Consider the following 24756-nt stretch of genomic DNA (forward strand, 5'->3'; position numbering starts at 1 on the left):
CCTGGATCTCCCTGAAGGTTTTATCTCAAGATTTGGGTGCGACCACCGGCAGCATGTCCCGCTCGCTCATGAACGCCTCCAGCCGCGAACGCATCCAGCGCTCCGCCGGATCGGTGTCAACGTGGCTGAGCCAGACCATCGACAAGTCCAGGGTCGGGGTTTCGAACGGGAACGGTTCACAGAACAGATTGCCTCCGGCGGCCATGGCCTGGGCGGTGTAATCCGGCAGGCTGGCGATCATGTCGGTGCCGGCGAGCAGCGCCGGCAATGCGCTGTATTGCGGCACCGAGAGCACCACGTGGCGCTTGCGACCGATTTCCGCCAGCCACTCATCGGCAAACCCGGACACGTTGGCGGTGTGGGACACCAGCACATGGGGCCGTGCGCAATATTCGTCGAGGGTCAGGGGTTTGTCCGAGGCATCCGCCCGCAGCAGGCACGGGCGGATATGCCGCAATAATTTGCGCTTGGCATTGGCCGGCAGGCCGCGGGTCTGGGTGATGCCGACGGTGATATCCCCGGAACCCAGCAGGTCAGGGATGCGCCAGTAATCCACATGCTGCACCACGAACACCACCTGCGGCGCTTCCTGGCGCAAGGCGCGCAGCAGCGGCGGCAGCAGGCCGAACTCGACGTCATCGGACAGGCCGATGCGAAAGGTCATGGTGCTGATGGACGGGTCGAAATCGTGGGTCAGGCTCAGGGCCGACGACAAGGAGTCGAGGGCCGGCGACAGGTGCTTGATGATTTCCTCGGCCCGCGCGGTAGGTTCCATCCGATGGCCGACACGAATGAACAGCGGGTCATTGAACAACGTACGCAGGCGGTTGAGGGCCGAACTGATGGTGGGTTGCCCGAGAAACAGCTTCTCCGCCACCCGGGTCACGTTGCGTTCGAGCATCAAGGTTTCAAAGACCACCATCAAATTGATGTCGGCCTTGCGTAATTCATTGCGATTCATCGGCGACCGCCCCACTGCCCTGGATAAGTCGCAGTTTAGAAACACCCGGGGCCCTGCGTCTATGCGCACACTGTTCAACACGGGCCTTTGGGACTATAAAGCAGCTTCCAAGGCTTGCGAGAACACCATCGTGCTGGTCATTTCTGCCTTGAGCATCCTGGTTGCCGGGATTTTGCTCTGGGCCATCAAATTCATCGCTCATCCCACCGCCAGGACACTGTTACGGGTATTTGTCGGTTTGTGCCTGGCGGCAGTCGTGGCTTACCTGGTGCTGGCTTCGGGGTTTCCTACCTCGTTGCTGGTGTGACCGGGCTCCTGCTCCTGCCCCTGACGCAAACGCAAGGCGGCCAACGCGGCCACCACCAGCACCACGGCAATCACTTTCAAGCCATTCGTGGCATTGCCGGTGCTCATCTCGATCGCGCCCATCACCGACGGCCCGACAAACCCGCCGAGCAATCCGCAGGCATTGACGAAGCCCAGCCCGCCCGCCAGCGCCACGCCCTTGAGGCGCGAGGCCGGGTAGAGAAAGATGATCGACTGCACCACAAAGAACATCACCGCCGACACACAAAAGCCCAGCAGGCTGAACACCGGCCCCGACACCGAGGCAATCCCCAGCCCCAACGCCATGGTCAGCAAACCGGTAATCAACAGCCGCCGGGCACGGGTGGGCGTGGTCGCAAAGCGCGGCAGCAACACAGCGCCGGCCGCTGCGGCAATCCACGGCAATGAGGTCAGCAAGCCGACGCTCATGGTGCTCAATTCACCGTATTTGCTGATGATGCTCGGCAGGAAAAAGATCACGGTGTAGATGGTGATCTGATGGCAAAAATACACAAAGATCGCCAGCAGGATCTGCGGTGTCAGCCAGTTCTTCAGGGAATGCCCGCCCTCGCCTGCGCCCTCTTCGGTCTCCATCGCGATGCGCTGTTCAATCCCGCGCGCCTCTTCGGCCGAGAGCCATGGCGCCTTGCTCGGACGGTCCGGCAACTTGCACCACACCACCCAGGCAAACGCGACTGCCGGCAGCCCTTCGAGCAGGAACATCCACTGCCAGCCGTGCCAGCCGAGCAGCCCGTCCATGCGCATCAACGCCGCGCCCACCGGGCCACCGATGATGTTGGCAAAACACACGCCGAGCAGGAAATACCCGGTAGCCCGCGCCCGTTGCTCGCGGTTGAACCAGTAGGTGAGGTACAGCATCACCCCGGGAAACAGGCCGGCTTCGGCAATGCCCAGCAGCAGGCGCAGGATATAGAACGAGGTCTCACCCTGGACGAACGCCATGGCCGCCGAAATCAGGCCCCAGGTCACCATGATCCGGGCTATCCAGAACCGCGCGCCGACCTTGTGCATGATCAGGTTGCTGGGGATTTCCGACAGCGCATAGGTCAGGAAAAACAGCCCGGCGCCCAGGCCATAGGCCGCTGCTGAAATCCCCAGGTCAACGTCCAGGTGGTGCTTGGCCAAGGCGATGTTGGTGCGGTCCAGGAAGCTCAGCACGTAGGCGATGATCAGCAGGGGCATCAGCTTGACGAACATCAGTTTGTTCAACTCCCGTGGTTCACGGGCGGTGTTGGCAGTCTTCATCGGGCAATTCCTCTTGGCGCCCCGCCAGCGCAACGGCTGGGGGACGCATCGGTGTTGTTCTAGGGTTCGAGTTGCGCAACCAGCGCCGGCGGGCGATGGGAAAACAGTTGCAGCAGCGCCCCGCCCAGGGCACAGCCGGCCATCACGAAGAAGCACACCGTGTAGCCGTGCAAGGTGGTCCAGCCGCCGCCCATGGCAATCAGGCTGCCCATCAGCACCGGCGCCAGGCCGCCACCGATAAACATCGCGGTGGTGATGATGCCGTTGGCGGTGGAGGTCGCCGACGGCTCGGCCGAGTCGCAGGCCACCGCGTAGTAGATCGGCCACACTGCGTTGGCCACCAGGCCGAACAGCAGTTGCACGACGATGATCAGGGTCAGGGTGTTGGCGAAGTAGAACGCACCGACACTGGCGGCCATCCACACCCCGCAGATGATCAGGGTGACGCGCCGGCCAATGATGTCCGACAGCGACGGCCACACCAGTTGCCCGAGAATCCCGGTCAAGGTGAACACCACGCTCATCCCCGCCGACTCGGCCAGGGACAGCCCGGCGATGTTGTACAGGTAGGCCGGCAGCACGATGTTGACGCCCATGTACACGACTTGGGTCAGCATCGTATTACCCGCCGTCAGGGCGATATTGCGGTTGCGCGACGTGGCGATAAAGGTGCGCCAGGCGTGGCCCTTCACTTGGCTGGCCGGTGCGTTGTCCGGCGGGGTCATGCCCTTGGCGGCGATGTCGACGTACAGCGCGGTGATGCGTTCGGCGGTGGAATAGCGCGCCCAGAAAATCATCAGCGGCAACGCCACCACGAACGCGAAGAAGAACACGTAGCGCCAGTTGTCTTCACCGAAGGTGCTGATGACAAAGCTGGCGACGATGCCACTGAGCATGGCGCCGATCGGGTAACCGGTGTGGTGCGCGCCAAGGGCAAAACCACGACGCTCCACCGGCCACCATTCGGCGGTGTTGCTCACGCCCACCGGCTCGCCCCAGCCTGCGCCGAGGTTGACACCGACCCGCAGCGCGATAAAGGTCGCGAGGTTGCCGCTCAGGGCCTTGAACCCGGAGAGGAACGAAATAGCCGTGTAGCCCAGCACCAGCGGCACCTGGAACCGCGCACGTTTCCAGCCACCGCCGTAGCGGTCACTCCACATGGAGCCGGGGATATCCAGCAGGGCCAGGGCCAGCATGATCACCGTGGCCATGGTGCCCCACTGGTCGGCCGACAAATCGAAATGCTTGGAGATGGTCGGCCCCAGGCGCAGCACGATCTCACGGTCGTAGGCGTTGAGGATCCAGATCATCCAGCACACCAGCAGCGACACCCAGGAGTGCCGGTGAATACTGCGCAGCGAGGCTTTTTTCAAGGTTGCCATGGGTTTCTCCAGGCGCGCGAGGGCGCGCACTGACACAAGGTTGCGAAAGGAAAGTGCCTTGTTGAAAAAAACGCGCTAGCTGGCGAACCGTCGCTCGGCTATTCCTTGCACGCCCAGCCCGGTGATCGCAAAAAGCGCCCCGCGCTGCTGACCGTCGGCCGGGAAACGCGGCAACGGTGGCTTGGCCATGGAGGTGACAAACAGGGTGTCCAGGTTCGGCCCGCCAAAGGTCAGGCTGGTGACCTTTTTCACCGGCATCTGGATGATCCGGTCGACTTGGCCGTCGGGTGTGTAGCGCACCAGTTTTCCGGCGTAGACCAGCGCCTGCCACAGGCAGCCTTCGGCATCCACGGTGCAGCCGTCGGCAGCGCCACCGCCGCTGGTATCGACCTTGGCGAAGGTGCGTCGATTGCTCACCGCGCCGCTGGCTGGGTCGTAGTCATAGGCCCAGATCTCGCCGGACCAGGTGTCGCAAAAGTAGAACGTATCGCCCGCCGGGCTCCAGCACGGGCCGTTGGACACGATGATGCCTTCGTCCAGGGTGTGCAGGCTCAGGTCCGCGTCGAGGCGGTAGAGTTTGGCGCTGGCGCTGTCTTCGAGGGTGTCCATGGAGCCGAAGACAAAGCGCCCCTGGCGGTCGACCTTGCCGTCGTTGAGGCGGTTGTTGGGCAGCGCGGGTTCCGGGTCGACCACCAGGGCCAGTTCGCCGCTGTTGAGGTCGAGGAGGTGCACGCCGTTTTGCAGGGCGACGATGGCTTGCTCGCCGCTATGGCGCAGGGCCATGGAGCCGATTTTCTGGCCCACATCCCAGGCCCGCAGTTCGCGGCCATCCTCGGTGCAGCGCAGGATTCGGCCGTCGGCGCTGTCGATCCAGTACAACCGTTGTTGTTCGACGTCCCACACCGGGCCTTCGCCCAGGGTGGTCTTCACGTCCACAAGCACTTCGATACGCATGGTGTTATCCCCTTTTTTGTTGTTGTGCGGGATGGGCATGGCCGCGCCGTGACGCGGCCGGTTTGTCACTTAGAAATTGACCTGGTCGCGCCCCTTGAGCCCGAGGATTTCCCGCGCTTCATCCGGCGTGGCGACCTGATGGCCGAGGGCTTCGATCACTGCGCGAATGCGCCGTACCTGGTCGGCGTTGGACGCGGCCAGTTTGCCCGGGCCATCCCACAGCGAATCCTCCAGGCCGACCCGGGCGTTGCTGCCCATGGACAGGCCCATGGTGGCCAGCGGAATCTGCCCACGGCCGGCGCCGAGGATCGACCACACGTAGTCGTCGCCAAACAGGCGGTCGGCGGTGCGGCGCATATGGGCCAGGTCTTCCGGGTGCCCGCCGATGCCGCCGCGCAAACCGAATACCGACTGGATAAACAACGGTGGTTTCAGCAGGCCGCGCTCCAGGAAATGGGCGGCGGTGTACAGGTGGCCGATGTCGTAGCACTCGATTTCAAAACGGGTGCGGTTCTCGGCGCAGGAATTGAGGATGTGGGTAATGTCGCGGAAGGTATTGCGAAAGATCCGGTCGTCGCTTTCTTCCAGGTACGGACGCTCCCAGTCATGCTTGAACTCGGTGAAGCGGTTGAGCATTTCGTACAGGCCGAAGTTCATCGAGCCCATGTTCAGCGAGGCCAGTTCCGGCTTGAACTGCATCACCGGTTGCAGACGTTCTTCGACGCCCATGGTCGGTGCGCCGCCGGTGGTGATATTGATCACCACGTCGCTGGCGGCCTTGATGTGCGGCAGGAATTCGGCGAACAGTGCGGGGTCCTGGCTGGGACGGCCATCGATGGGATCACGGGCATGCAGGTGGACAATGGCGGCGCCGGCTTCGGCGGCACCGATGGCGGCGTCGGCAATTTCCTGCGCGGTGATCGGCAAATGCGGCGACATCGACGGCGTATGGATGGCACCGGTGACGGCGCAGGTGATGATCACAGGACGATTTTTGGACATGACGATTCTCCGACTTTTATTCTTATGAAAAAAATCCCGGGTGTAACTTGTGTGTTCTTCCCTGGCTAAACGCTGACGCGGCCTACAGGTACTCGACGTTACCGTCGACACTGATCGCCTGGCCGGTGACATTGCGGGCGGCGGGCGAGCAGAGAAACAAGGCCATGGCCGCGACGTCTTCGGCGGTGACCATGCGCTTGAGGGAGATCTTGTTCAGGTATTCCTGGCGCATCTCGGCTTCCGGCACACCGACCTGTTCGGCACGGGCGCGGATCACGCCGTCCATGCGCGGGCCTTCAACGATGCCGGGCAGCAAGGCGTTGACGCGGATGTCGCTTTCGCCCAGCTCCGAGGCCAGGGATTTCATCAGGCCGACGATGGCCCATTTGGTCGCCGCATACGGCGTGCGCCAGGCGTAGCCGAGGCGCCCGGCGACCGAGGCGATATGCAGCAGATGGCCGTGGGACGATTCCTTGAGCATCGGCACCGCGTGGTGGGCAAAGCGGTATTGCGCCGTCAGGTTGATATTGATCGTGGCTTGCCACTCGGCATCGCTGATGGCGTCGATGCCGCCGGTGGGCCCGGCAATCCCGGCGTTGTTGACCAGTACATCCAGCCCGCCGAATTGCTCGCGCTGCACCTGGAACACCGCCTCGATCTGCGTGGCATCGCTCACGTCGGCACGGGTGGCGACAGTGCCCGGGTACTTGTCGCGAAACGCCGCCAGGGCCGGTTCGCTGACATCACACACATGCACCTTGGCACCCGCCTCCAGATAGGCCGCCGCCAACACTTCACCGATGCCGGCAGCCCCGCCGGAAATCAACACACGTAACCCAGGATAGGGCTGCAGCCGCTGTAGGACACTCATGCACGTTTACCTCCTGAAACAGACGACCGCGAACGGTCGTTCTTGACGAGCAGGCGCGCCAGGGAATCGGCGGCCTGCATGATGTCATCGGTCACGGCCGCGCGGGCACCGGCGCCATCGCGGGCGGCCAGGGCTTCGACGATGCGCGTATGCGCCTCCATCGAGCGTTGCAAGTGAGCTTTATCGGGGGCGACCAGGGCAAAACACGGGCCCATGTGCAGCCAGAAGTTTTCCACGGCGGCCATGGTCAATTCGGCCTGGGCGACGGCATAGATCCGACGGTGAAAGGCGAAGTTGGTCCACAGGTAGCGGGAAACGTCGACTTCGTCGGCGGCCTGTTGCATCTGTTGGCAGAGGTCGGAGATTTCGTCGAGGTCGGCTTTTTCCAGGAGCAATACGGCCTTTTCTGCCAGCAAACCTTCCAGGGCGACCCGCGCATCGCGGATTTCCCGCAGGCGTTCGACCGTCATCATGCGTACCCGCAGACGAGAGGTTTCGGTGACTTCAAAGGCGTTTTCGGCGCTGAGGCGCTGGAGGGCTTCGCGCACTGGCATGGGGCTGGAGCCGAGGGCTTCGGCGAGGCCGCGGATGGTGAGTTTCTGGCCGGGCTGGAAACGACCACTCATCAAGGCTTCGCGGATCTGGCGATAGACCTGGTCTTGCAAGGTATCGCGGGACACCTGGCGCAAGGTCGGAAGGAGTAGCGGGCCATCTGTCATGAGTCAAAACCTGTGTTGTCGTTCTTATGGCTCCAATATGTGATCACAAATCAAATATGTCAAATAGTTTCCCGTTGACGGTATGGCTTCAGTCGCCGTCGACTGTATTAATCAGGGATCTATGGCGAGCGGGATACCGGCGACACCACCCTCTGCTTCGCAGGGCGGGATGAACTTCAAGGGCGGCGTGGGGAGGCGCAAAGGTTGTTTCTAGTGTGCGGTGCCCAGATGGCACGCTGGTGGAGTTGGGAATGCCGATTCAGTAAATCGTAATGTGGCGAGGGAGCTTGCTCCCGCTGGACCGGGCTGGCGCTTCAGTGCGAAGCGCTCCCAAAAATCTTGGGGCCGCTTCGCAGCCCAGCGGGAGCAAGCTCCCTCGGCACAGCAAGCTCCCTCGCCACAGTGAATTGCCTGCATCAGGGCTTGAGCGGTCGCTCCTGGTCACGCTCCGACAGCTCGGTGCCATCGTCCGGATGCTTCCAGGTCTGCGGCTTTTCTTCCTCGCGAAGCTTCCTCGCCCGCTCCTGCTCCAACTCTTCGCGCTGCTTCTGTTCGTTGCTCATCCCCACCTCCCATCCGTAAGAATTGGACACACTGGGCAAGCATAGATGAGGGAGCGGTTTTGTGTGCATCCGGCAATTGATAACCACGACGCATCAATACATGTAAACAACTCACTTATCATTTCCAAATGTGTCAGCCACTATCCGCGGTCTTAAGCGAAACAAGCACTTTAAAAAGAACGCTGGAGACACAAGAAAATGCAAAACCCTTCACGGCCTGACTCTGCCCGCTCCAAAGTCGGCGCGGTCTTTCGCGTCACCTCCGGCAACTTTCTCGAACAGTTCGACTTCTTTCTGTTCGGTTTCTATGCCACCTATATCGCCGCCGCCTTCTTCCCTGCCGCTAATGAATTTGCGTCATTAATGATGACCTTCGCCGTGTTCGGCGCGGGCTTTTTGATGCGTCCGCTGGGGGCTATCATCCTCGGCGCGTACATCGATGATGTGGGCCGTCGCAAAGGCTTGATCGTGACCCTGGCGATCATGGCCAGTGGCACCCTGCTGATCGTGCTGGTGCCCGGCTATCACACCATTGGTTTGTGGGCACCGCTGCTGGTGCTGATGGGCCGGCTGTTGCAAGGTTTCTCGGCCGGTGCCGAACTGGGCGGCGTGTCGGTGTACCTGGCCGAAATGGCCACCCCGGGCCGCAAGGGTTTCTATACCAGTTGGCAATCGGGTAGCCAGCAGATCTCCATCGTGGTCGCGGCCGCCCTGGGTTATGGCCTGAACCAGTGGATGGAACCAGCCGTGGTTGCCGATTGGGGCTGGCGCATTCCGTTCGCCATCGGCTGCGTGATCATCCCGTTCATCTTCGTCCTGCGCCGCAACCTGCAGGAAACCGAAGAGTTCGCCAACCGCAAGCATCGCCCGACCATGCGCGAAGTGCTGGCCACCCTGGTGAAGAACTGGACCATCGTGATCGGCGGCATGATGATGGTGGCGATGACCACCACGGCCTTCTACCTGATCACCGTGTACGCACCCACCTTCGGCAAAACCGTACTCAACCTGACCACCGCCGACGCCCTGCTGGTGACCCTGCTGGTGGCCGTGTCGAACTTCATCTGGCTGCCCATCGGTGGCACCCTCAGTGACCGTTTTGGCCGCAAGCCGGTGCTGATCGCCATGACTGCTTTGACCGTGCTGACCGCTTACCCGGCACTTTCCTACGTGGTCAATGCGCCAAGCTTCGCGCACATGCTGGAAACCCTGCTGTGGTTCTCCTTCCTCTACGGCATGTACAACGGTGCCATGATCCCGGCCCTGACCGAGATCATGCCGGTGGAAGTGCGTGTGGCCGGCTTCTCCCTGGCCTATAGCCTGGCGACCGCGATCTTCGGCGGTTTTACCCCGGCGATTTCCACCTGGTTCATCCACGAGACGGGCGACAAGGCATCGCCCGCCTACTGGCTGATGTTCGCCGCGCTGTGCGCCCTGTGCGCGACGTTCGCGCTGTATCGCCGCGCCAGCGCCCGTCTGCAAGTTGCCTGAGGAGTCGCACTGATGAACCCCATGCTGAAAACACTGGCGGCACTGGCGATCGGTTCCCTGGCGATGGTCGCCCACGCCGAAGAGCTGAAAGTCATGACCTCCGGCGGCTTCACCGCTGCCTACAAGGTGCTGGGTGCGCAATACGCCACCCAGAGCGGCGACACCCTCGACACCATCCTCGGCCCGTCGATGGGCAAGGCGCCGGAAGCGATTCCCAACCGCCTGGCCCGTGGCGAACACGCCGACGTGGTGATCATGGTCGGCTACGCATTGGATGAGCTGATCAAGCAAGGCAAGGTCGACAAGGCGTCCCGCGTTGAACTGGCGGACTCGCGCATCGGCCTGGTGGTCAAGGAAGGCGCGGCCAAGCCCTCGATTGCCACCGATGCCGAACTGAAGACCGTACTGACCAACGCCAAATCCGTCGCGTACTCGGACAGCGCCAGCGGCGTCTACGTCGAAAAGGAACTGTTCAAGAAGCTCGGCATGCCGTCCAAGGGCACCATGATCGAACGCATCCCGGTGGCCTCACAGGTGGCCAAGGGTGATTACGAAGTGGGCTTGCAACAGGTGTCCGAACTGCTGCCGATTCCAGGCGTGACCTACGTCGGAAAGATCCCCGAAGACGTGCAGTCCGTCACCCGTTTTGCCGCCGGCATTCCGGTAAATGCGCAGCACCCGGCGCAGGCGAAAAAGCTTCTGCAATTCCTCGCCTCGCCCCAGGCGCAACCCGTGGTGCAATCCACCGGCCTGGATTCGGTCTCACACTGACCGGAACGGCATCTCCCGCGTCAACCGCTCCAGTTCCAGTGCCGCCGGCGTCAACGTACGCCCGCGGCGCTTGATCAATCCCACGTTGCGCACCACCTCCGGCTCCACCAGCGGCACGCTCGTCAGAATCGGATGTTCGCCGCCCGGCATCGCAATCGACGGCACCATCGCCACCCCAAGCCCCGCCTCCACCAGCCCGATCATGGTCGTCACGTGATGGGTTTCGCAGATGCTTGGTTTCTTCACCCGCACGCCGCGCAGGGCCTGGTCCAGCAGGAAGCGGTTGCCTGAGGTCTTGTCCACGGTGATGTAGTCGTGCTCGTACGCCTCGGCCCACGTCACACTGGCGCGGTCCGCCAGCGGATGCTCCCGGCGACAGGCCAGTACATAACGCTCCTGCAACAGCAGCTCGAACTCCACCCCGTCTGCCAGGCTGCCGCTGAAACTCACGCCGAAATCCGCCTCGCCACTTTCCACCGCCGCACACACCTCGCCCGCACTCGCGTCCAGGACCCGCAGGCGAATCTTCGGATAGAGCTTGTGGAATTCGGAGATCACGTGGGGCATGAAGTAGTACGCGGTGGACGGCACACAGGCGATGGTGACATTGCCCATGCGGGTCGAGGCGACGTTGCTGATGCCCATCAGGGCGATGTCCAGGTCATCGAGCATGCGCTCGACTTGCGGCAGGAACGCGCGGCCGACCATGGTCAGGCTGACCCGGCGCGTGGTGCGTTCGAAGAGTTTGACGTCGAGGGCGGATTCGAGCTTCTCGATACGCCGGCTGAGGGCCGGCTGGGAGATACGGATGGCTTCGGCCGCCGCACGGAAACTGCCCTTATCTACGACGGCGCGGAAGGCCTGGAGGTCGTTGAGGTCGAAGTTGATGATCACGGGGGCAGCCATTGGTTGAGCAGATGTGGCGGGCATTATCGTATGGAGGCTGGCGGGATGCTATTGGCGCGGGCCACAGAATCGGGATCAGCCAATAACCCTACGGAAAATATGCGGTCATACATATCAGCAGGGAATTTGCGTGGGTTGGAAACGAGACTTCTGAAAAGCGTCAATACTGACAGCTCTTAGGTACCACCTCACAGGTCTAACATGGGAAAAATAGTTGTCAGCACAACACTGCTGATTTGTCTTACTGGATGCGTAGGGATCCATCTAGCCCTTCCCGATGATAAAGATGCTCACACCAACACCCGACCACAACCTACCAAACGTGAATGGTGCGGAATGACTGTATGGGCTGTAGTTCCACTCCCACTGAAATTGCCTATGTGCAACTCGCCTCCTGCCAAATCCCCGCTGTATGCCTGCGGTCCCTTTATGTTTCTCGCACCACTCATGCATGGGTATAAAGGAAATTCTTTATGCGGGAAAATTCCTACTTAGAGCCTCTTGCAGGATGACGACGACAATCAACCGCAGCGGCAATCTTTTCCACTCACGAATACAGACTGGTAACGCAATCAATGGATGAAACAATAAAAAGGACTTCCAGCCCTGCGCCTCTCTATCGAGCGCTTCGAGCGGGGTTGTGGCTCCTGGGTTTGCTCTGCCTTGCAGCTTTGGGCTTCTTCGCCTGGCAAAGCTTCTACCCGGTCAGTGCAGCCGAAGACTGGAGTGTTCATGTCGTCCACCGAGACGTAGCAAAGGCCGCATCACTGATGCCGATGCCCGACGGTTCGCTGATGGTGAGCCAGGAATTGAGCGATGGGCTTGGCAGTATCGTACGCATCTTGCCCGACGGAAAACGCGAGCTGGTTGTAGGAAAACTATCCAAGCCCGATGGCATGGTCGCCACTCAGGGCGGTTGGGTGTTCAGCCAGGAAGTGGACGGCGCGCCGGTCAGCTTCCTCAAGGACGGCGTCGTCACCGAGCTGTTCAGGGGAGAAAGCGTGCAAGGGCTGTGGGACGACGGCGAGTACCTGTATGCCATCGAAGACCGCAAGGTCGGGGCGCGGATTCTGCGCTATCACTGGAGCGACAGGACCTTGAGCGTCGTGCGTGACCAACTCAGCGAAGGCGAGTCGATTGTTCGCTGCACGGATGGGCGCATGCTCTACACAGAAAAGAAGAAGGGCGTGGTGCGAGAGCTGACCATCGACGGTAGCGACCCGGTGGTACTGAGCCATTTGAACAAACCCACCTTCCTGATGTGCGATGAACGCGGGTTATGGATCAACGAGGATTCAACCCACCGTGCGCGTTTGTTGCTGATCGACAAGCACGGGCGCCAGCAGACGATCCTGTCTTTCCTGAAGGCGCCACAGTCGATTGTGCGTACGACGAAGGGAACGTACCTGGTGGCCGAAGGTGGCCGTGACCGGATCCTGGAACTGGTGCCATCCGTGGCACGAGTAGACCCGGTTACAGCTGAAACCGCGCCACCGCCTCATTGAGCGACACGGCCAAGCGCGCCAGCTCTTGGCTCGACCCGTTGATCTGCCCCGCTCCCGAAGACGACTGCGCAGACAGGTCACGAATATTGACGATGTTGCGATCCACTTCCTTGGCCACCTGCGCCTGCTCCTCGGCGGCGCTGGCGATGACCAGGTTGCGCTGGTGAATCTGGTCGATGGAGTCGGTGATCTGGCTCAAGGCTCCACCGGCGCCTTCGGCCAGGATCAAGGTTTCGCTGGCCCGCTGGGTGCTCGATTGCATTGAGGTCAGTGCCTCGCTGGAGCCACTGCGCATCGCGGTGACCATCTGGTCGATTTCCAGGGTCGATTGCTGGGTGCGATGGGCCAGCGCACGCACTTCGTCGGCCACCACGGCAAAGCCACGCCCGGACTCACCGGCACGCGCCGCCTCGATGGCGGCGTTCAGGGCCAACAGGTTGGTCTGCTCGGCGATGGAGCGAATCACATCGAGCACCTTGCCGATGTCCCGCGATTGATCGGCGAGGTTTTGCACCAGGCTCGAGGTTTCACCGATGTTGGTACTCAACGCCTGAATCGCGCTGACCGTCTCGCCGACGCGCTGCTGGCCATCGCGGGCCGTTTCATTGGAGAGCCGGGTGGATTCGGAAGTGGAGACTGCATTACGTGCCACCTCATCGGCGGCCGAAGTCATCTCGTTGACCGCGGTGGCGGCTTGCTCGATTTCAGCGGTCTGCTTTTGCAGGCTGCGGCTGCTCTGGTCGGTGATGCCGTTGAGGTCGGTGGCCGATGCGGCCATCTGCCCGGCCGACTGGCGAATCAGCTGCAAGGTACTGCGCAGGCTGCCTTGCATGGTCTGCAACGCCACCAGCAGGCGCGTCACTTCGTCATCGCCGGTCACTTCAACGGTTTGCGTCAGGTCGCCTTGGGCGACGTTTTCTGCGGCGCGCACCGCGTGGCTCAGCGGACCAACGATGCTGCGCGTCAGCAACCAGGCCAGGGCCACGGTGCTCAACGCCGCCAGCAGCACGAAGCCGAAGACCATCGTGCGCGAGCGGCTGTACTGCAACTCGGCCGTCTGGCCCTGCAGGTTTATCTGGGCGTTGTAATAGTCGGCCAGGGCATTGAGCTGATTGCCGGAACCGTCGACCACGGTCTTCATGTCCACCAGCAGCAACTTGTTCAGCTCGGCGGTCTGCTGCTTGTCGGCGAGGATGAATGACTGAGTGAGACCTTGCTGATACTGACGCAGGGAGACCTGGAACTGATCATAAAGATTGCGTACCTCGGGGGTATCAATCACCGCATTCAGGTCGGCCAGTTTCTTCGTCAGATCCTGGCTGCGGGTGTCCATCTGGCTACGGTATTGCGAGAGGCTCGCGGGATTGGGATCAAGGGCCATGCGTAGGGAAATGGTGCGGATACGCAGCATGATTTCGCGAATGTCCGAGACCAGGCGCATCTTCGGCACCAGGCCACTTTCAACCTGCACGGCGCTTTCGCGGATGCTTGCCATGTTCGAGAGCGCAAAGAACCCCAACAGCGCCACGAGCAAGGCAATCAAGGCAAAACCGAGACCCGCACGGCGGGCGATGGACAGGCTGCGGAGCGACATGGCGATTGTTCTCATTATGGGCATACGACATCGTATGACAGAGTTTCGGCCAGTCAGGGCGGGACTTTAGGGGTGTCGACCAGAAGTTAAGAGATATAAATTATCGACGTGAAAGGCCCACGGGGCGGACGCGCCTTGAATGTATTTCCAAGGCAGTCCGGGGCGCTTTATTCAGCGGGTTACATCGACCACGCCTGCGCACTTGCAAAAAACGCCTGAGCATTACTGTCCAGCGTTTCCAGGTGATACCCGCCCTCCTGCACGATCACACACGGCAACCCCAATCCACGAATGCACTCCCCCAGCCGCGCAAATCCTTCCCGCGTCACTGCCACTTTGCTCTGTGGGTCCAGCTCGTAGATATCGAACCCCAGCGACAACACCAGCACGTCCGCCGAGAAGTCCTTCACTGCCTTCAATGCCAGTTCCAGCTTTTGGAAAAACACCGCCTCACTCGCGCCATGCGCCATCGGCAGGTTGAGGTTGAAGCCTTCACCCGCAGCAGCGCCGCGCTCTTCGGCAAAGCCTGCAACACCCGGATAGAAGTTGGTCGGGTCGCCGTGAATCGACACGTACAGCACGTCATCACGCTCGTAGAAAATCTCCTGGATGCCTTGCCCGTGGTGCATGTCGGTGTCGAGTACGGCGACGCGCTCGAAGCCAGCGCGCAACGCCTGCGCCGCAACCGCCGCGTTGTTGATATAGCAGAACCCACCGGCTGCATCAAAACGCGCGTGGTGGCCTGGCGGGCGGCATAGCGCGTAGGCCGCGGGTGCGCCGTCGAGGATGTCCCGGGCGGCAGCGACGGCGCTTTGGGCGGACCAATAGGCCGAGCGCCAGGTGAGTTCGCCAATCGGGCAACTGCCGTCGGCGAGGTAGCGCGCCGCCTGGGCAAGGATGCCGCGCAGGGCGTTGGGCTCGCGCACGAAGATGTTGGACATGACTTCGTCGCCCCAGTCTTCGGGGATTTCTTTCCAGCGCTGGTGGGCTTCCTGGAGGAAGGCCAGGTAGGCCGCACCGTGCACAGCCAGCAGTGGATCAAGGCCCTGGTCGTGGGGTTGCTGGATGTCGAAGCCCAGGTTTTGCGCGGCCAGCAGCAGATTGCGGGCGCGCTCCGGGACTTCCTGCGGGGTACGCATCTGGCCACGGGAGTAGTAGCTGCGAGGATGGTGCAGGAGTTGTTCGGGGTGGAAATAAGTACGCATGGGATTTCTCCTGATGGGCACACATCTGCGATTGAACACCGGACCTGTAGGAGCTGGCTTGCCTGCGATTGCGGTGGCTCAGATACAAATTTGTTGCCTGAACCACCGCTATCGCAGGCAAGCCAGCTCCTACATTTTGATCGTGTTCAACCTTGCAGAAATGTTTCGTTAATTAGCCTGGCCGGCACGTTTCAACACGGCATTGAGCAATACATCGGTACCCTGGCGAACGTCCTCGGGCAGCACATCTTCGGCTTCGTTATGACTCAAGCCTCCCACGCACGGAATGAACACCATCGCCGTGGGGCAGAACCGCGCCAGGTGGATGGCGTCATGGCCAGCACCGCTGACAATCGATTGCTGGGCATAACCCAACGCATCCACGGCGGACTGCACACAGGTGACACACTCGGCATCAAACGGTGTCGCCGGGCTGATCCAGTGCGGGCTGACGGTGACGCTCAGACCACGTTGGGCAGCGATATCCTGCAAGCGGGTGCGCACCTGTTGCTCCATGGCTTCTATGTCGGCGTCGCGGTGATGGCGCAGGTCGACGGTAAAATTCAGCAAGCCGGGAATGGTGTTGCGCGACGACTTGGCGATGCTCAATTCACCCACGGTCGTGAGGCCCTCAGGCGCAAAATCAGCCGCCAGGCTTTCCAGCGACTGGATCATCTGCGCGGCGCCGTACAAGGCGTCCTTGCGCAGTGGCATCGGCGTGGTCCCGGCATGGGCGGCCATGCCTTCCACGCGCACGTCGAGCCAGCGAATCGCCTGCCCACCGGTGACCACGCCAATGCTCTTGGCATTGTCTTCCAGAATAGGACCTTGCTCGATGTGCGCTTCAAAATACGCATCCACCGCGCCACCCAAGGGGCGCTGGCCGTTGTAGCCGGTGCTGCGCAACGCATCCGCCACGCTGACACCGGCGACATCCCGGGTGGCCAGCGCGTTATCCAACGCCAAGGTGCCGGTGAACACCGCCGAGCCGAGCATGGCCGGGGTAAACCGGGCGCCCTCCTCGTTGGTCCATACCGCGATTTCCAGTGGTTTGCGGGTCTTGATGCCGTGGTCGTCGAGGCTGCGGATCACTTCCAGTCCGGCCAGCACACCATAGACGCCATCAAAACGCCCGCCTTCCGGCTGGGTGTCGAGGTGGCTGCCCATCATCACCGGCGCAGCTTCAGGGTCGGTGCCAGCCCGGCGGGCGAACAGGTTGCCGATGGCATCGACGCTCAGGGTCAGCCCGGCATCTTCACACCAGCGGCTGAACAGTGCGCGGCCCGCCTGGTCTTCGGCGCTCAACGCCAGGCGGCAACTGCCACCGCGGGCCGTGGCGCCGATTTCGGCCATGGCCATCAGGCTGGCCCACAGGCGCTCGCCATCAATCTTCAACATACACATTCTCCGATCAAACGCTTCAAGCCATTTCAAGACGGTGGGCGGTGGCGTGACGCCGGGACAACGCAAGTACGCACAGCAGCGAAACCGCCGCGATCGCGCTGTAGAACACAGCCATCGGCCACCACTGGCCCTGGTATTCATGGGCCAGCCAGGTGCCGATCAACGGCGTGAGGCCACCGGCCAGTGCGCCGCACACTTGGTAGGCCAGGGAGATGGCGGTGTAGCGCACGCGGGTTTCGAACAAGCCGCTGACGAAGCCTGCAATCACCGCATAAAACGAGGCCATGCACACCACGGCCAGGGCGATGCCGAGGATGATCAATGGCGCCTGGCCGCTGCTGACAAGCACGAACATCGGATAAGGCGAGGCCATCGCAAGCACGCTCATCGCACACAGAAAGCGTGTGGCACCGACCTTCTCCGCCACCCAGGCCGCCAGCGGCTGGACACAGAACTGGATGATGGCCACGACAAACAGGCATTCCAGAATCAACGAGCGCGGCAGGTTAAGTTGCTGGGTGGTGTAGGCAATCATGAAGGTATTGGTGAAATACACCCCGGCAATCCCCAGGGTGTTGGCGCCGATGCACAGCAGCAGCGGGCGCCAGGCCGTTTTCAGCACTTCGATCACCGGGGCCTGATCCTGGGTGATGGCCCGGGCCTTTTCTGCTTTGGCTTTGTCTTCCAGGAACTCAGGCGATTCGTTGACGCCCAGGCGGATTGCCAGACCGACGATCAACAACAAGGCACTGGCCAGGAACGGCACGCGCCAGCCCCAACTGAGCAGGTCGGCCTCCGGCAAACGGGTTACCGCACTGAAGGCCAGCAACGACAGGATCAAACCCGCCGGGCTGCCCAACTGTGCAAAGGAGGCAAAGAAATTGCGACGGCCTTTGGGTGCATGTTCGCCGGCCATCAGCACCGCCCCGCCCCACTCGCCGCCAACGGCGATGCCCTGCACGATGCGCAGCAGCACCAGCAACACCGGCGCCGCGACGCCGATCTGCGCGTAGGTCGGCAACAGGCCGATACATACGGTGACCACGCCCATCATCACCAGCGTGATCACCAGGGATTTCTTGCGACCGATACGGTCACCGATATGCCCAAACACAATGCCGCCCAATGGCCGGGCGAAAAAGCCCACGGCAAAGGTGCCGAACGCGGCCATGGTGCTGAACAGTTTGTCGTCGGAAGGGAAGAACAATTGACCGAACACCAGCGCGGCGGCGGTGGCGTAGATGTAAAAGTCGTACCACTCGATCATGGTGCCGATGAAAGCGGCGGCCGCGGCACGGCGCGGCTGCGGCGAAGCGGAAGGCTTCATGGGGCTGGCTCCTTTGGTTATTTTTTTGGCAGGAGAAAGGTCTGGCGCACGCGCTCTGATGGCGCTGGTTGAGGGTGATTTTTCGTCTCGGCCCTATGATTAGTCAATTTTCTATTTATTATTCCGATTATAAATCCTGCTTATTATCGAGCTGTCGACATGCCTGAAAATCGCCGCGATGTTCATCCGCTGCTCAATGACCGCCTGGACTGGAACCTGTTGCGCACCTTCCGGGTGATCGGCCAGGAGTTGAGCATCAGTCGCGCCGCCGCCCGCCTGCACCTCACCCAGCCGGCCATCAGCCAGGCGCTCAAGCGCCTGGAAGAACAGCTCGACTGCCAGTTGATCGCCCGGCGCGGCCCGCGCTTCGTGCTGACCGAAGCCGGCGAGCAGATTTTCGCGATCGCCGGCGAGATGTATGGCCAGGTCTCGCAGATGAGCAACGCCCTGCAAAAGCCTGGCGACGAGGTGCTTGGCAAAGTGCGGTTGCTGATGATCAGCCGGATCAGTTCGGACACCTTTGATGACTTCCTGGCGGACTTCCATCGCCAGCATCCCCGGGTCGACCTGGACGTTGAGGTGATGCGCAGCTCTGACATCGTCGCCGCCCTGCTGGAGAAAACCGCGACGCTGGGCCTGAGCCTCAATCGCCGGCCGCAACCACGGCTGGAGCAGCACCTGTTCCTGCGTCAGCGTTATGCATTTTTTTGCGGGCGGCATCACCCGTTGTTCGGACGCACCGGGCTGGCGGAGGGAGATTTGCAGTCGGAGAACTTCGTGAGTTTTACCAGCGACCAGATCGGCGGAATGCTCTCGCCGTTGACGATCTTTCGCGACCAGCAGGGCTTCAGCGGGCGCATCGTGGCGTCGTCCTCCAGCCTGGAGGAAGTTCGGCGGTTGGTGATTGCCGGGTTTGGCCTGGGCTGCCTGCCGATTCATGTGGTGGCCGAGGATGTGAAGCATGGGTTGCTCTGGCGCTTGCCGCCAGACGAAGGGATTACCGACGTGGATATCCACCTGCTGTGGAACCGTGAGCAGAAGATGAGCCGGGCGGAGACGGTGTTTATCGAAAGCCTGTCGGCACGGTTGGCCGCAGAATAAAGGGCGTGATATGCAAGTCACTTGGCGGCCTCTTGCTAGTGTATGAGAGAGGCCCGTCGACCATCATTCGTTCACAAGTTACTCCCGCAGTCTCAAACGAAGAGGTGTTCGAATGTCCAGGATATGGTTTATCACCGGCAGTTCCCGCGGCCTCGGCCGCTCGATTACCGTAGCCGCCCTGCGCGCCGGTGATCGTGTGGTTGCCACCGCGCGCAATCCCAAGCAGTTGGATGACCTGGTGGCCGAATACGGCGAGGCGATTTATCCGGTCACGCTGGACGTGACCAATAACCAGCAGGTGCTGGAAGCGGTGGATGCCGCGGTGAAACATTTTGGTCGCCTGGATGTGGTGGTCAATAACGCCGGCTACGGTGACCTGGCGTCGGTGGAAGATGTGACGCTGGAGGATTTTTCCGCGCAGATCAGCACCAACTTCTATGGTGTGGTGCACGTGAGCAAGGCGGTGGTGCCGGTGCTGCGCGCCCAGGGCCGTGGGCATATCTTCCAGGTATCGTCGTTGGGTGGCCGCATCGGCATGGCCGGCCTGGCCGCGTATCAGAGTGCGAAATGGGCAGTCGGTGGATTTTCCACAGTACTGGCACAGGAAGTCACACCACTGGGCATCCAGATGACCGTGCTGGAGCCGGGCGGCATGCGCACGGACTGGTCGGGCAGTTCCATGACGATTCCGGCCATCAGTGAGCCCTACCAACAAACGGTCGGCGCCCTGGTTGAATTGCTCAACTCCCCCGGCATCCTGCCGACGGGTCCGGACCGGGTTGCCGAAATCGTGCTGGAGCTGGCACTGAACAAAGACGCCCCGCTACGCTTGCTGATCGGCAGCGATGCCGTGCAATACGCCGCCCGTGCAGCCGCAGATTTGGCCGAGTCGGATAAGAAGTGGCATGACCTCAGCGTGTCAGCCTCGGATTAATCTCACGCTTTTGAAAAAGGTGCCGCATGCCTGACGTGACCCAACCCCGTTTCAACATACCGGATGTGTTCTGGCTGGCGCTGCAGAGCGTCGGGCTGGAGCCGTCGGTGGTGTTGCGTCAGGCACGCTTGCCCATGACCCTGCATATCCGCGAACGGCGAGACCGGCGGCAGGTGACGACGCTGGAGTTCTTTCGCTTGTGGGAGGCGGTGCGCATACTTAATCCTGATCCGGCTGTCGGGATATTACTGGTGACGCGGCTGGATATCACCGCGCTTCCACCCTCCAGCTTTGCCGCTTTTATCGCCCGGGATTATCGCGATGGCCTGCACCGCCTCGCCCGCTTCAAGCAATTGTGCACACCCGAGCGCCTGCTGGTTTGCGAGGATGGCCGTGCCTGTACGGTGACCATCGACTGGTTGCACACGCCAGAATTACCGCCTGCGCTGCTGGTGGATGCGGCGTTTGCGACGTTTGTTGAATTGGGGCGACGGGGAGCACGGACGCAGATCACTCCCCTGCAGGTCGAACTGGTTCGCCCGGACGATGGCAGCCGTGCACTGGCCGAGTTTTTCGGTTGCTCCGTGCGTTTTGGTGCCGGGCGCAACGCGCTGATACTGGACGCCGCCGATCTGGACCGACCTTTTCCGGGGTACAACCCGCAAATGCTCGAAATGCTGAACCCGGGCCTGGTGACAGCGCTTGCGGAGGCCTCGACACCGGCCAGCATCAGCCATCAGGTCAAGATCACCCTCAAGCGCTTCCTGGCCAGTGGCCGCCCCGAGATGGTCGAGGTAGCGCGGGAGCTGGGCATGAGCGAACGCACGTTGCAACGGCGCATTACCGAGGCAGGCACCAGTTTCAGGCAACTGATGCTGGAAACCCGCCAGGACGTGGTGCGGCATCTGCTCACCGAGCCGTCGATTGAGATAGACGAGATCGCGTGCCTGGTGGGCTATGAAGATACCAACTCGTTTTATCGTGCGTTTCGTTCCTGGGAGGGGACGACGCCGGCTCGGTGGCGGGCGTTGCAGACGCCCTCATCGTCTCATTGAAGCTATGCCGACAAAGCCTTCTCGGCACTGCGCGCCATGATCTGCAAATCCTCGAACGGGTTTCTGCCAATCAACATGAACGCATGGGACGGGCTGGACCAAAACACCACGTTCATGCCCCGGCGCTGTTCGGTGGCCATGGCCACCGCACCTTTTTTCGCCGCCGTAATGCACAGCGCCAGCGGGCCGTGGCGCGCGTCGAGGTAGGTCAGTTGGCCGATCAGTACGCCGTCATAATCGAGGATTTGTGCGCGGCGAAATTCGGCGCCAGGCAGGTGTACTGCATCCGGGTTCAACGGCAGGCCGAGCTGGGTCCCGACCGAACTCAGCTGGGCGATATGGGAGTCGGGATCGGCGCTGAGGTTTTCCAGGGTCTGGGGCGTATACAGCGCCATGTATTCGGCAACCGAGGCACGCCAGCCCGAACCGGGCTCAGGCCGGGGCCAGGTCATGAACAAGCGATCAGCGACCACACCGGCCACCGCAAAGCTTGCTGCTACCGCGAGAAATTTGCGTCGACTCAGGGTGGGTGTTTGTGCCGGCGGCAAGGCATCGAGCATCACCTGCAAACGCTCTGTAGGGGCTTGATCGAGAACCGAATCGAAGGCTGATTTGAACGGCAAGTGGCCGCGCTTGAGCAGCTCCAAGCGGGCGGTCACGGCAGGATCGATCCCCAGCAGGTTATCGATAACCTGACGCTGCTGAGGGTCTAACTCACCGTCCAGGTAAGCCACCAGCAGTTCATCCGACGGTGGTGTATTTTGAGTCATCGTCGTTCTCCGCTCGATTTATCCAACAAGCCGCTTGAGTGCGCAGTTTCAGCCAGCTTCATGCGCGCAGCGGCCAACCGGCTCATCACCGTTCCTACGGGAATATGCAGGACTTCGGCAATTTCCTTGTATGAGAGGCCTTCGACGTAGGCCAGAAAAACAGTCTCCCGCTGCGCTTCGGGCAATGCATTGACGCGCTTGATCACCTGTGCGGCCAGGACCTGGTCCTGAGCCAGGGCTTCACCGTCGAACGACAACGCCTGCTCGGCGTCGACAAACCCCTGCCCTTGCCGTACTCGCTGGGCGCGCAATTCGTTAAGCCAGATCGAATGCATGATCGTCAGCAACCAGCGGTCCAGCCGCGTGCCAGCCACGAACTGGCCTGCACGCTCCAACGCCCGCACGCAGGTGGCTTGCACCAGGTCATCAGCCACATGCTTTTGTCGCGACAGCACCAGCCCGTATCGCCATAAACGTGGCAACAGCTGGCTCAACTCTCGGCGCAACTCAGCGTCTGTGGTGATGGCGCTCTCCCCGCTGTTCGCTCACAGCTTCAAGCCTGAGGCGCGGCGGCGATGGCTTCAGCCAGGTCTTCGTACTCTTCGCAGGTGGTGCTGCACAACGCCTTGATCTTCACCAGTTGCTCCTGGGCCAGGTCCACACGGCCCTTGATGACGTAGGCCTCCCCCAGGTACTCACGGACTTGTGCGTAGTTGGGGTCCAGTGCCACGGACTTCAGGTAGTAGCTGATGCCTTCATCGGTGCGCCCCAGTTTGCGGGTGGCGTAGCCGCGGTAGTTCAGGGCCTTGGCGGTGTTCGGGTTGTGCAGGGTGTCGAGCAGTGACAGGGCTTCTTCGTAACGCCCGTCCTTGGCCAGGCGGTAGGCGTAGTCGGTGCGGTCGGCGTCCGACGTGGCCTTGCTGGTTTGCAGCACGCACTTGCCGGTCTTGGTATCCCAGACCTGGCCTTTGGGGCAGTTGGGCTTGGGCGGCGCCGATTCGTCACCGGAGGCATGGGCCTGGCCGGCCAATAGCGCGGCGGCCATACAGGCGCCGAAGAACAAAGCGGTGCGGTAACCAACGGCGTGCTCGGGACGATTATTCATGGCATTCATGCTCCGTAACGATAGGGAAAGTACAGCAGCAAACTCAGTAGGGAAGATCGCCACGAGGGGCCGGCAGCATGCGGCGCAACGTGCTGTCGCGCTGGATGTAGTGATGCCACAGCGCGGCGCAGGCATGCAGCCCGGCGAGTACGATGATCGCCCAGGCGACATTGTTGTGCAGGCCACCCAGGGTGCCTCGCAATTCGTGATCGACCACAAAAGGCGCTGGCACCGGGAACAGTCCGAAAAAGTTGAAGGGCTCGCCCTGGGCCCAGCGGAACAGGAAGCCCAGGGTCACCTGCGTCAGTAACAACAGGTATAGACAGCCGTGGGCGATTTTGGCGGCCACGTTAAGCGCAGGGTGATTGTCGGCCTTTGGGTGATTGCCGCCGAACACACGCCAGAGGATACGTGCAGCGATCAGCACCGCCATGGCGATGCCCAGGGAGATATGGACCGATTGCAGGCCCTTGCGCAGTGGCGTGCCTTTTTCCAGGTTTTCCCAGACGTGGGCGCTGGCGAACATGAAGATCACCAGGGCGGCGGTCAGCCAGTGGAAGGTGCGGGTCAGGCGGTCGTAGCGGTCGGCGGGATTGTTCATGGGCGTTTCCTGAGTGGTCTGTGTGGTGAACACCGCAGCAGGAAAACTTATTCAGAGGGATGGAAAATTTACAGATTAGACTTGTTTATTTTCCAACCCCGCATCCTTGGTCAAAATATGCGAACTAAATGCTAGAAACTCATCCAGGTGTTTTGTAATGATCGCTACAGTAATCGGCAATTGAAGCGTCTGGTACTCGTGAACAGCAATGTTACGGAACCCGACCATGTTCTTCAGGTTGGTCAGCAACGCAGGATTGACCCAACCGCCCTGACATAACAACTCAAACACGTCACGAGCTCCTTGTGGAACACCCAGGCGCTCACGACGAATCAAGTGTTGGCCCATGTCCAGCGCTGCCTCACAGGCACGCTGAATATTAAAAATCGCCGCATCCTGGCGCGTGAAATCTGTGGCGAAGCTGGTGGGATCTTTATCGTATTCCTGACGGGCGCGAGCAACGCACCGCTCAATGCTGGCTGCTTTATTGATGAGAACATCATCGACCATAAACTTTCCCTTCCTTCTGGATATCCGCCAACAACTCAGCCCTTGCCGTGTCCAGCGCGGTTTTTTCGCTCAGGACGTAGCTCTCGAATAGACCCGCCTGGACGTTCCCGGACCAGAGCCGACGCCCAGTGGTCAATACTTGGTATTGCATTACCGTTGAGGCTGCGCGCAAATCAAGCAAGTCGACGGGAACTCCAACGATATCGGCCAACTCCCCAGAAAGCTGCCATAGCAATAAAGGCTCGACCACTCCCGCAGAAAGGACCGCAACATCCAGATCACTCTCACTACCTGCCTCATCCGTCACTTGGCTACCGAACACATACACAGCCAATAGCTCGGGAACTTCAGCCTGCAAATGCGCCAGTACTTTTTTAAAATTCATGACCGATGTCCGAAGCGCCAATTAACGAAGACCGTAGCAGAATTCAT

Annotated in this window: 26 protein-coding genes and 1 pseudogene; 7 read left to right on the forward strand and 20 right to left on the reverse strand. The window is 61.2% G+C overall.

What is annotated here, in order from left to right; genetic code table 11:
* Positions 1-25: 25 nt before the first annotated feature.
* On the reverse strand, positions 26-961 hold the full coding sequence (locus HX801_RS25435) for a LysR substrate-binding domain-containing protein (RefSeq protein WP_003211897.1): 936 nt from the start codon (positions 959-961) through the stop codon (positions 26-28).
* 61 nt (positions 962-1022) lie between these two features.
* Between HX801_RS25435 and HX801_RS25440 the strand changes: the two genes are divergently transcribed.
* Complete coding sequence (locus tag HX801_RS25440) at positions 1023-1268, forward strand: hypothetical protein (RefSeq protein ID WP_166742145.1); 246 nt, start codon at positions 1023-1025, stop codon at positions 1266-1268.
* Here HX801_RS25440 and HX801_RS25445 read toward each other — a convergent pair.
* The 7 genes from HX801_RS25445 to HX801_RS25475 all read right to left on the reverse strand — a co-directional run bounded on the left by HX801_RS25445 (position 1223) and on the right by HX801_RS25475 (position 8045).
* Entirely contained in the window at positions 1223-2554 is a 1332-nt protein-coding gene (locus HX801_RS25445; protein WP_008437906.1) for an MFS transporter, read from the reverse strand. The genes HX801_RS25440 and HX801_RS25445 overlap by 46 nt on opposite strands.
* Before the next feature lie 59 nt (positions 2555-2613).
* Positions 2614-3936 (reverse strand): MFS transporter, encoded by a 1323-nt coding sequence (locus tag HX801_RS25450; protein WP_177022951.1) that lies wholly within the window; start codon positions 3934-3936, stop codon positions 2614-2616.
* A 75-nt stretch (positions 3937-4011) separates the two neighbouring features.
* Positions 4012-4890 carry an SMP-30/gluconolactonase/LRE family protein gene (locus HX801_RS25455; protein WP_177022952.1) on the reverse strand — a complete coding sequence of 293 codons (879 nt, stop codon included), beginning with the start codon at positions 4888-4890 and terminating at the stop codon, positions 4012-4014.
* 69 nt (positions 4891-4959) lie between these two features.
* The gene (locus HX801_RS25460; RefSeq protein WP_177022953.1) at positions 4960-5892 is read right to left on the reverse strand and encodes a 3-keto-5-aminohexanoate cleavage protein; all 933 of its coding nucleotides are present in this window, start codon (positions 5890-5892) and stop codon (positions 4960-4962) included.
* Positions 5893-5974: 82 nt separating this feature from the next.
* Positions 5975-6763 (reverse strand): SDR family oxidoreductase, encoded by a 789-nt coding sequence (locus HX801_RS25465; RefSeq protein WP_008437903.1) that lies wholly within the window; start codon positions 6761-6763, stop codon positions 5975-5977.
* The gene (locus HX801_RS25470) at positions 6760-7482 is read right to left on the reverse strand and encodes a GntR family transcriptional regulator (RefSeq protein ID WP_003211913.1); all 723 of its coding nucleotides are present in this window, start codon (positions 7480-7482) and stop codon (positions 6760-6762) included. Before HX801_RS25470 ends, HX801_RS25465 begins: the two co-directional genes overlap by 4 nt.
* 416 nt (positions 7483-7898) lie before the next feature.
* Positions 7899-8045 (reverse strand): hypothetical protein, encoded by a 147-nt coding sequence (locus HX801_RS25475; protein WP_166742144.1) that lies wholly within the window; start codon positions 8043-8045, stop codon positions 7899-7901.
* Between the two features lie 198 nt (positions 8046-8243).
* Here HX801_RS25475 and HX801_RS25480 point away from each other — a divergent pair, with 198 nt between their 5' ends.
* On the forward strand, positions 8244-9536 hold the full coding sequence (locus tag HX801_RS25480) for an MFS transporter (protein WP_003211917.1): 1293 nt from the start codon (positions 8244-8246) through the stop codon (positions 9534-9536).
* 12 nt (positions 9537-9548) lie between these two features.
* Complete coding sequence (locus HX801_RS25485; RefSeq protein WP_008437882.1) at positions 9549-10307, forward strand: substrate-binding domain-containing protein; 759 nt, start codon at positions 9549-9551, stop codon at positions 10305-10307.
* Here HX801_RS25485 and HX801_RS25490 read toward each other — a convergent pair.
* Positions 10299-11201, reverse strand: coding sequence for a LysR family transcriptional regulator (locus tag HX801_RS25490; RefSeq protein WP_008437881.1), 903 nt, complete (start codon positions 11199-11201; stop codon positions 10299-10301). The two genes, HX801_RS25485 and HX801_RS25490, sit on opposite strands and share 9 nt — an antisense overlap.
* A 665-nt stretch (positions 11202-11866) precedes the next feature.
* Between HX801_RS25490 and HX801_RS25495 the strand changes: the two genes are divergently transcribed.
* Positions 11867-12718: a hypothetical protein gene (locus HX801_RS25495; protein WP_177022954.1), complete on the forward strand. Its 852-nt coding sequence runs from the start codon at positions 11867-11869 to the stop codon at positions 12716-12718.
* Here HX801_RS25495 and HX801_RS32325 read toward each other — a convergent pair.
* The 5 genes and pseudogenes from HX801_RS32325 to HX801_RS25515 all read right to left on the reverse strand — a co-directional run bounded on the left by HX801_RS32325 (position 12687) and on the right by HX801_RS25515 (position 18248).
* Positions 12687-13550: a methyl-accepting chemotaxis protein gene (locus HX801_RS32325; RefSeq protein ID WP_371316151.1), complete on the reverse strand. Its 864-nt coding sequence runs from the start codon at positions 13548-13550 to the stop codon at positions 12687-12689. The two genes, HX801_RS25495 and HX801_RS32325, sit on opposite strands and share 32 nt — an antisense overlap.
* Positions 13545-14336 (reverse strand): annotated as a pseudogene (locus HX801_RS32330) (MCP four helix bundle domain-containing protein); the annotation flags it as partial. The pseudogene HX801_RS32330 and the gene HX801_RS32325, both read right to left, overlap by 6 nt.
* Positions 14337-14491: 155 nt before the next feature.
* The gene (locus HX801_RS25505; RefSeq protein WP_177022956.1) at positions 14492-15517 is read right to left on the reverse strand and encodes a histone deacetylase family protein; all 1026 of its coding nucleotides are present in this window, start codon (positions 15515-15517) and stop codon (positions 14492-14494) included.
* 168 nt (positions 15518-15685) lie between these two features.
* Complete coding sequence (locus tag HX801_RS25510; protein WP_177022957.1) at positions 15686-16915, reverse strand: Zn-dependent hydrolase; 1230 nt, start codon at positions 16913-16915, stop codon at positions 15686-15688.
* Between the two features lie 22 nt (positions 16916-16937).
* Positions 16938-18248 (reverse strand): MFS transporter, encoded by a 1311-nt coding sequence (locus HX801_RS25515; RefSeq protein WP_003211933.1) that lies wholly within the window; start codon positions 18246-18248, stop codon positions 16938-16940.
* A 159-nt stretch (positions 18249-18407) separates the two neighbouring features.
* Between HX801_RS25515 and HX801_RS25520 the strand changes: the two genes are divergently transcribed.
* The 3 genes from HX801_RS25520 (at position 18408) to HX801_RS25530 (ending at position 21338) form a co-directional block, all read left to right on the forward strand.
* Entirely contained in the window at positions 18408-19349 is a 942-nt protein-coding gene (locus tag HX801_RS25520; protein WP_003211934.1) for a LysR family transcriptional regulator, read from the forward strand.
* A gap of 112 nt (positions 19350-19461) precedes the next feature.
* Positions 19462-20283, forward strand: a complete 822-nt coding sequence (locus HX801_RS25525; protein WP_177022958.1) for an SDR family NAD(P)-dependent oxidoreductase — start codon at positions 19462-19464, stop codon at positions 20281-20283.
* Between the two features lie 26 nt (positions 20284-20309).
* Positions 20310-21338: an AraC family transcriptional regulator gene (locus HX801_RS25530; RefSeq protein ID WP_177022959.1), complete on the forward strand. Its 1029-nt coding sequence runs from the start codon at positions 20310-20312 to the stop codon at positions 21336-21338.
* 2 nt (positions 21339-21340) lie between these two features.
* On the opposite strand, the gene HX801_RS25535 is transcribed toward HX801_RS25530, so the two are convergent.
* From HX801_RS25535 to HX801_RS25560, 6 genes are all read right to left on the reverse strand, one after another.
* Positions 21341-22108, reverse strand: a complete 768-nt coding sequence (locus HX801_RS25535) for an anti-sigma factor (RefSeq protein WP_008437868.1) — start codon at positions 22106-22108, stop codon at positions 21341-21343.
* Positions 22105-22602 (reverse strand): RNA polymerase sigma factor, encoded by a 498-nt coding sequence (locus HX801_RS25540; protein ID WP_003211943.1) that lies wholly within the window; start codon positions 22600-22602, stop codon positions 22105-22107. The genes HX801_RS25535 and HX801_RS25540 overlap by 4 nt, the downstream gene beginning before the upstream one ends.
* A 59-nt stretch (positions 22603-22661) precedes the next feature.
* Positions 22662-23213: a tetratricopeptide repeat protein gene (locus HX801_RS25545; protein WP_008437863.1), complete on the reverse strand. Its 552-nt coding sequence runs from the start codon at positions 23211-23213 to the stop codon at positions 22662-22664.
* 43 nt (positions 23214-23256) lie between these two features.
* Entirely contained in the window at positions 23257-23814 is a 558-nt protein-coding gene (locus HX801_RS25550) for a cytochrome b (RefSeq protein ID WP_008437861.1), read from the reverse strand.
* Between the two features lie 75 nt (positions 23815-23889).
* A complete protein-coding gene (locus tag HX801_RS25555) occupies positions 23890-24324 on the reverse strand; it encodes a DUF86 domain-containing protein (protein WP_008437859.1) in 435 nt (144 codons plus the stop codon).
* A complete protein-coding gene (locus tag HX801_RS25560) occupies positions 24314-24709 on the reverse strand; it encodes a nucleotidyltransferase domain-containing protein (RefSeq protein ID WP_008437856.1) in 396 nt (131 codons plus the stop codon). Before HX801_RS25560 ends, HX801_RS25555 begins: the two co-directional genes overlap by 11 nt.
* Positions 24710-24756: the final 47 nt, after the last annotated feature.

It is taken from the genome of Pseudomonas sp. G1002 (assembly GCF_013385455.1).
Lineage (GTDB): Bacteria > Pseudomonadota > Gammaproteobacteria > Pseudomonadales > Pseudomonadaceae > Aquipseudomonas.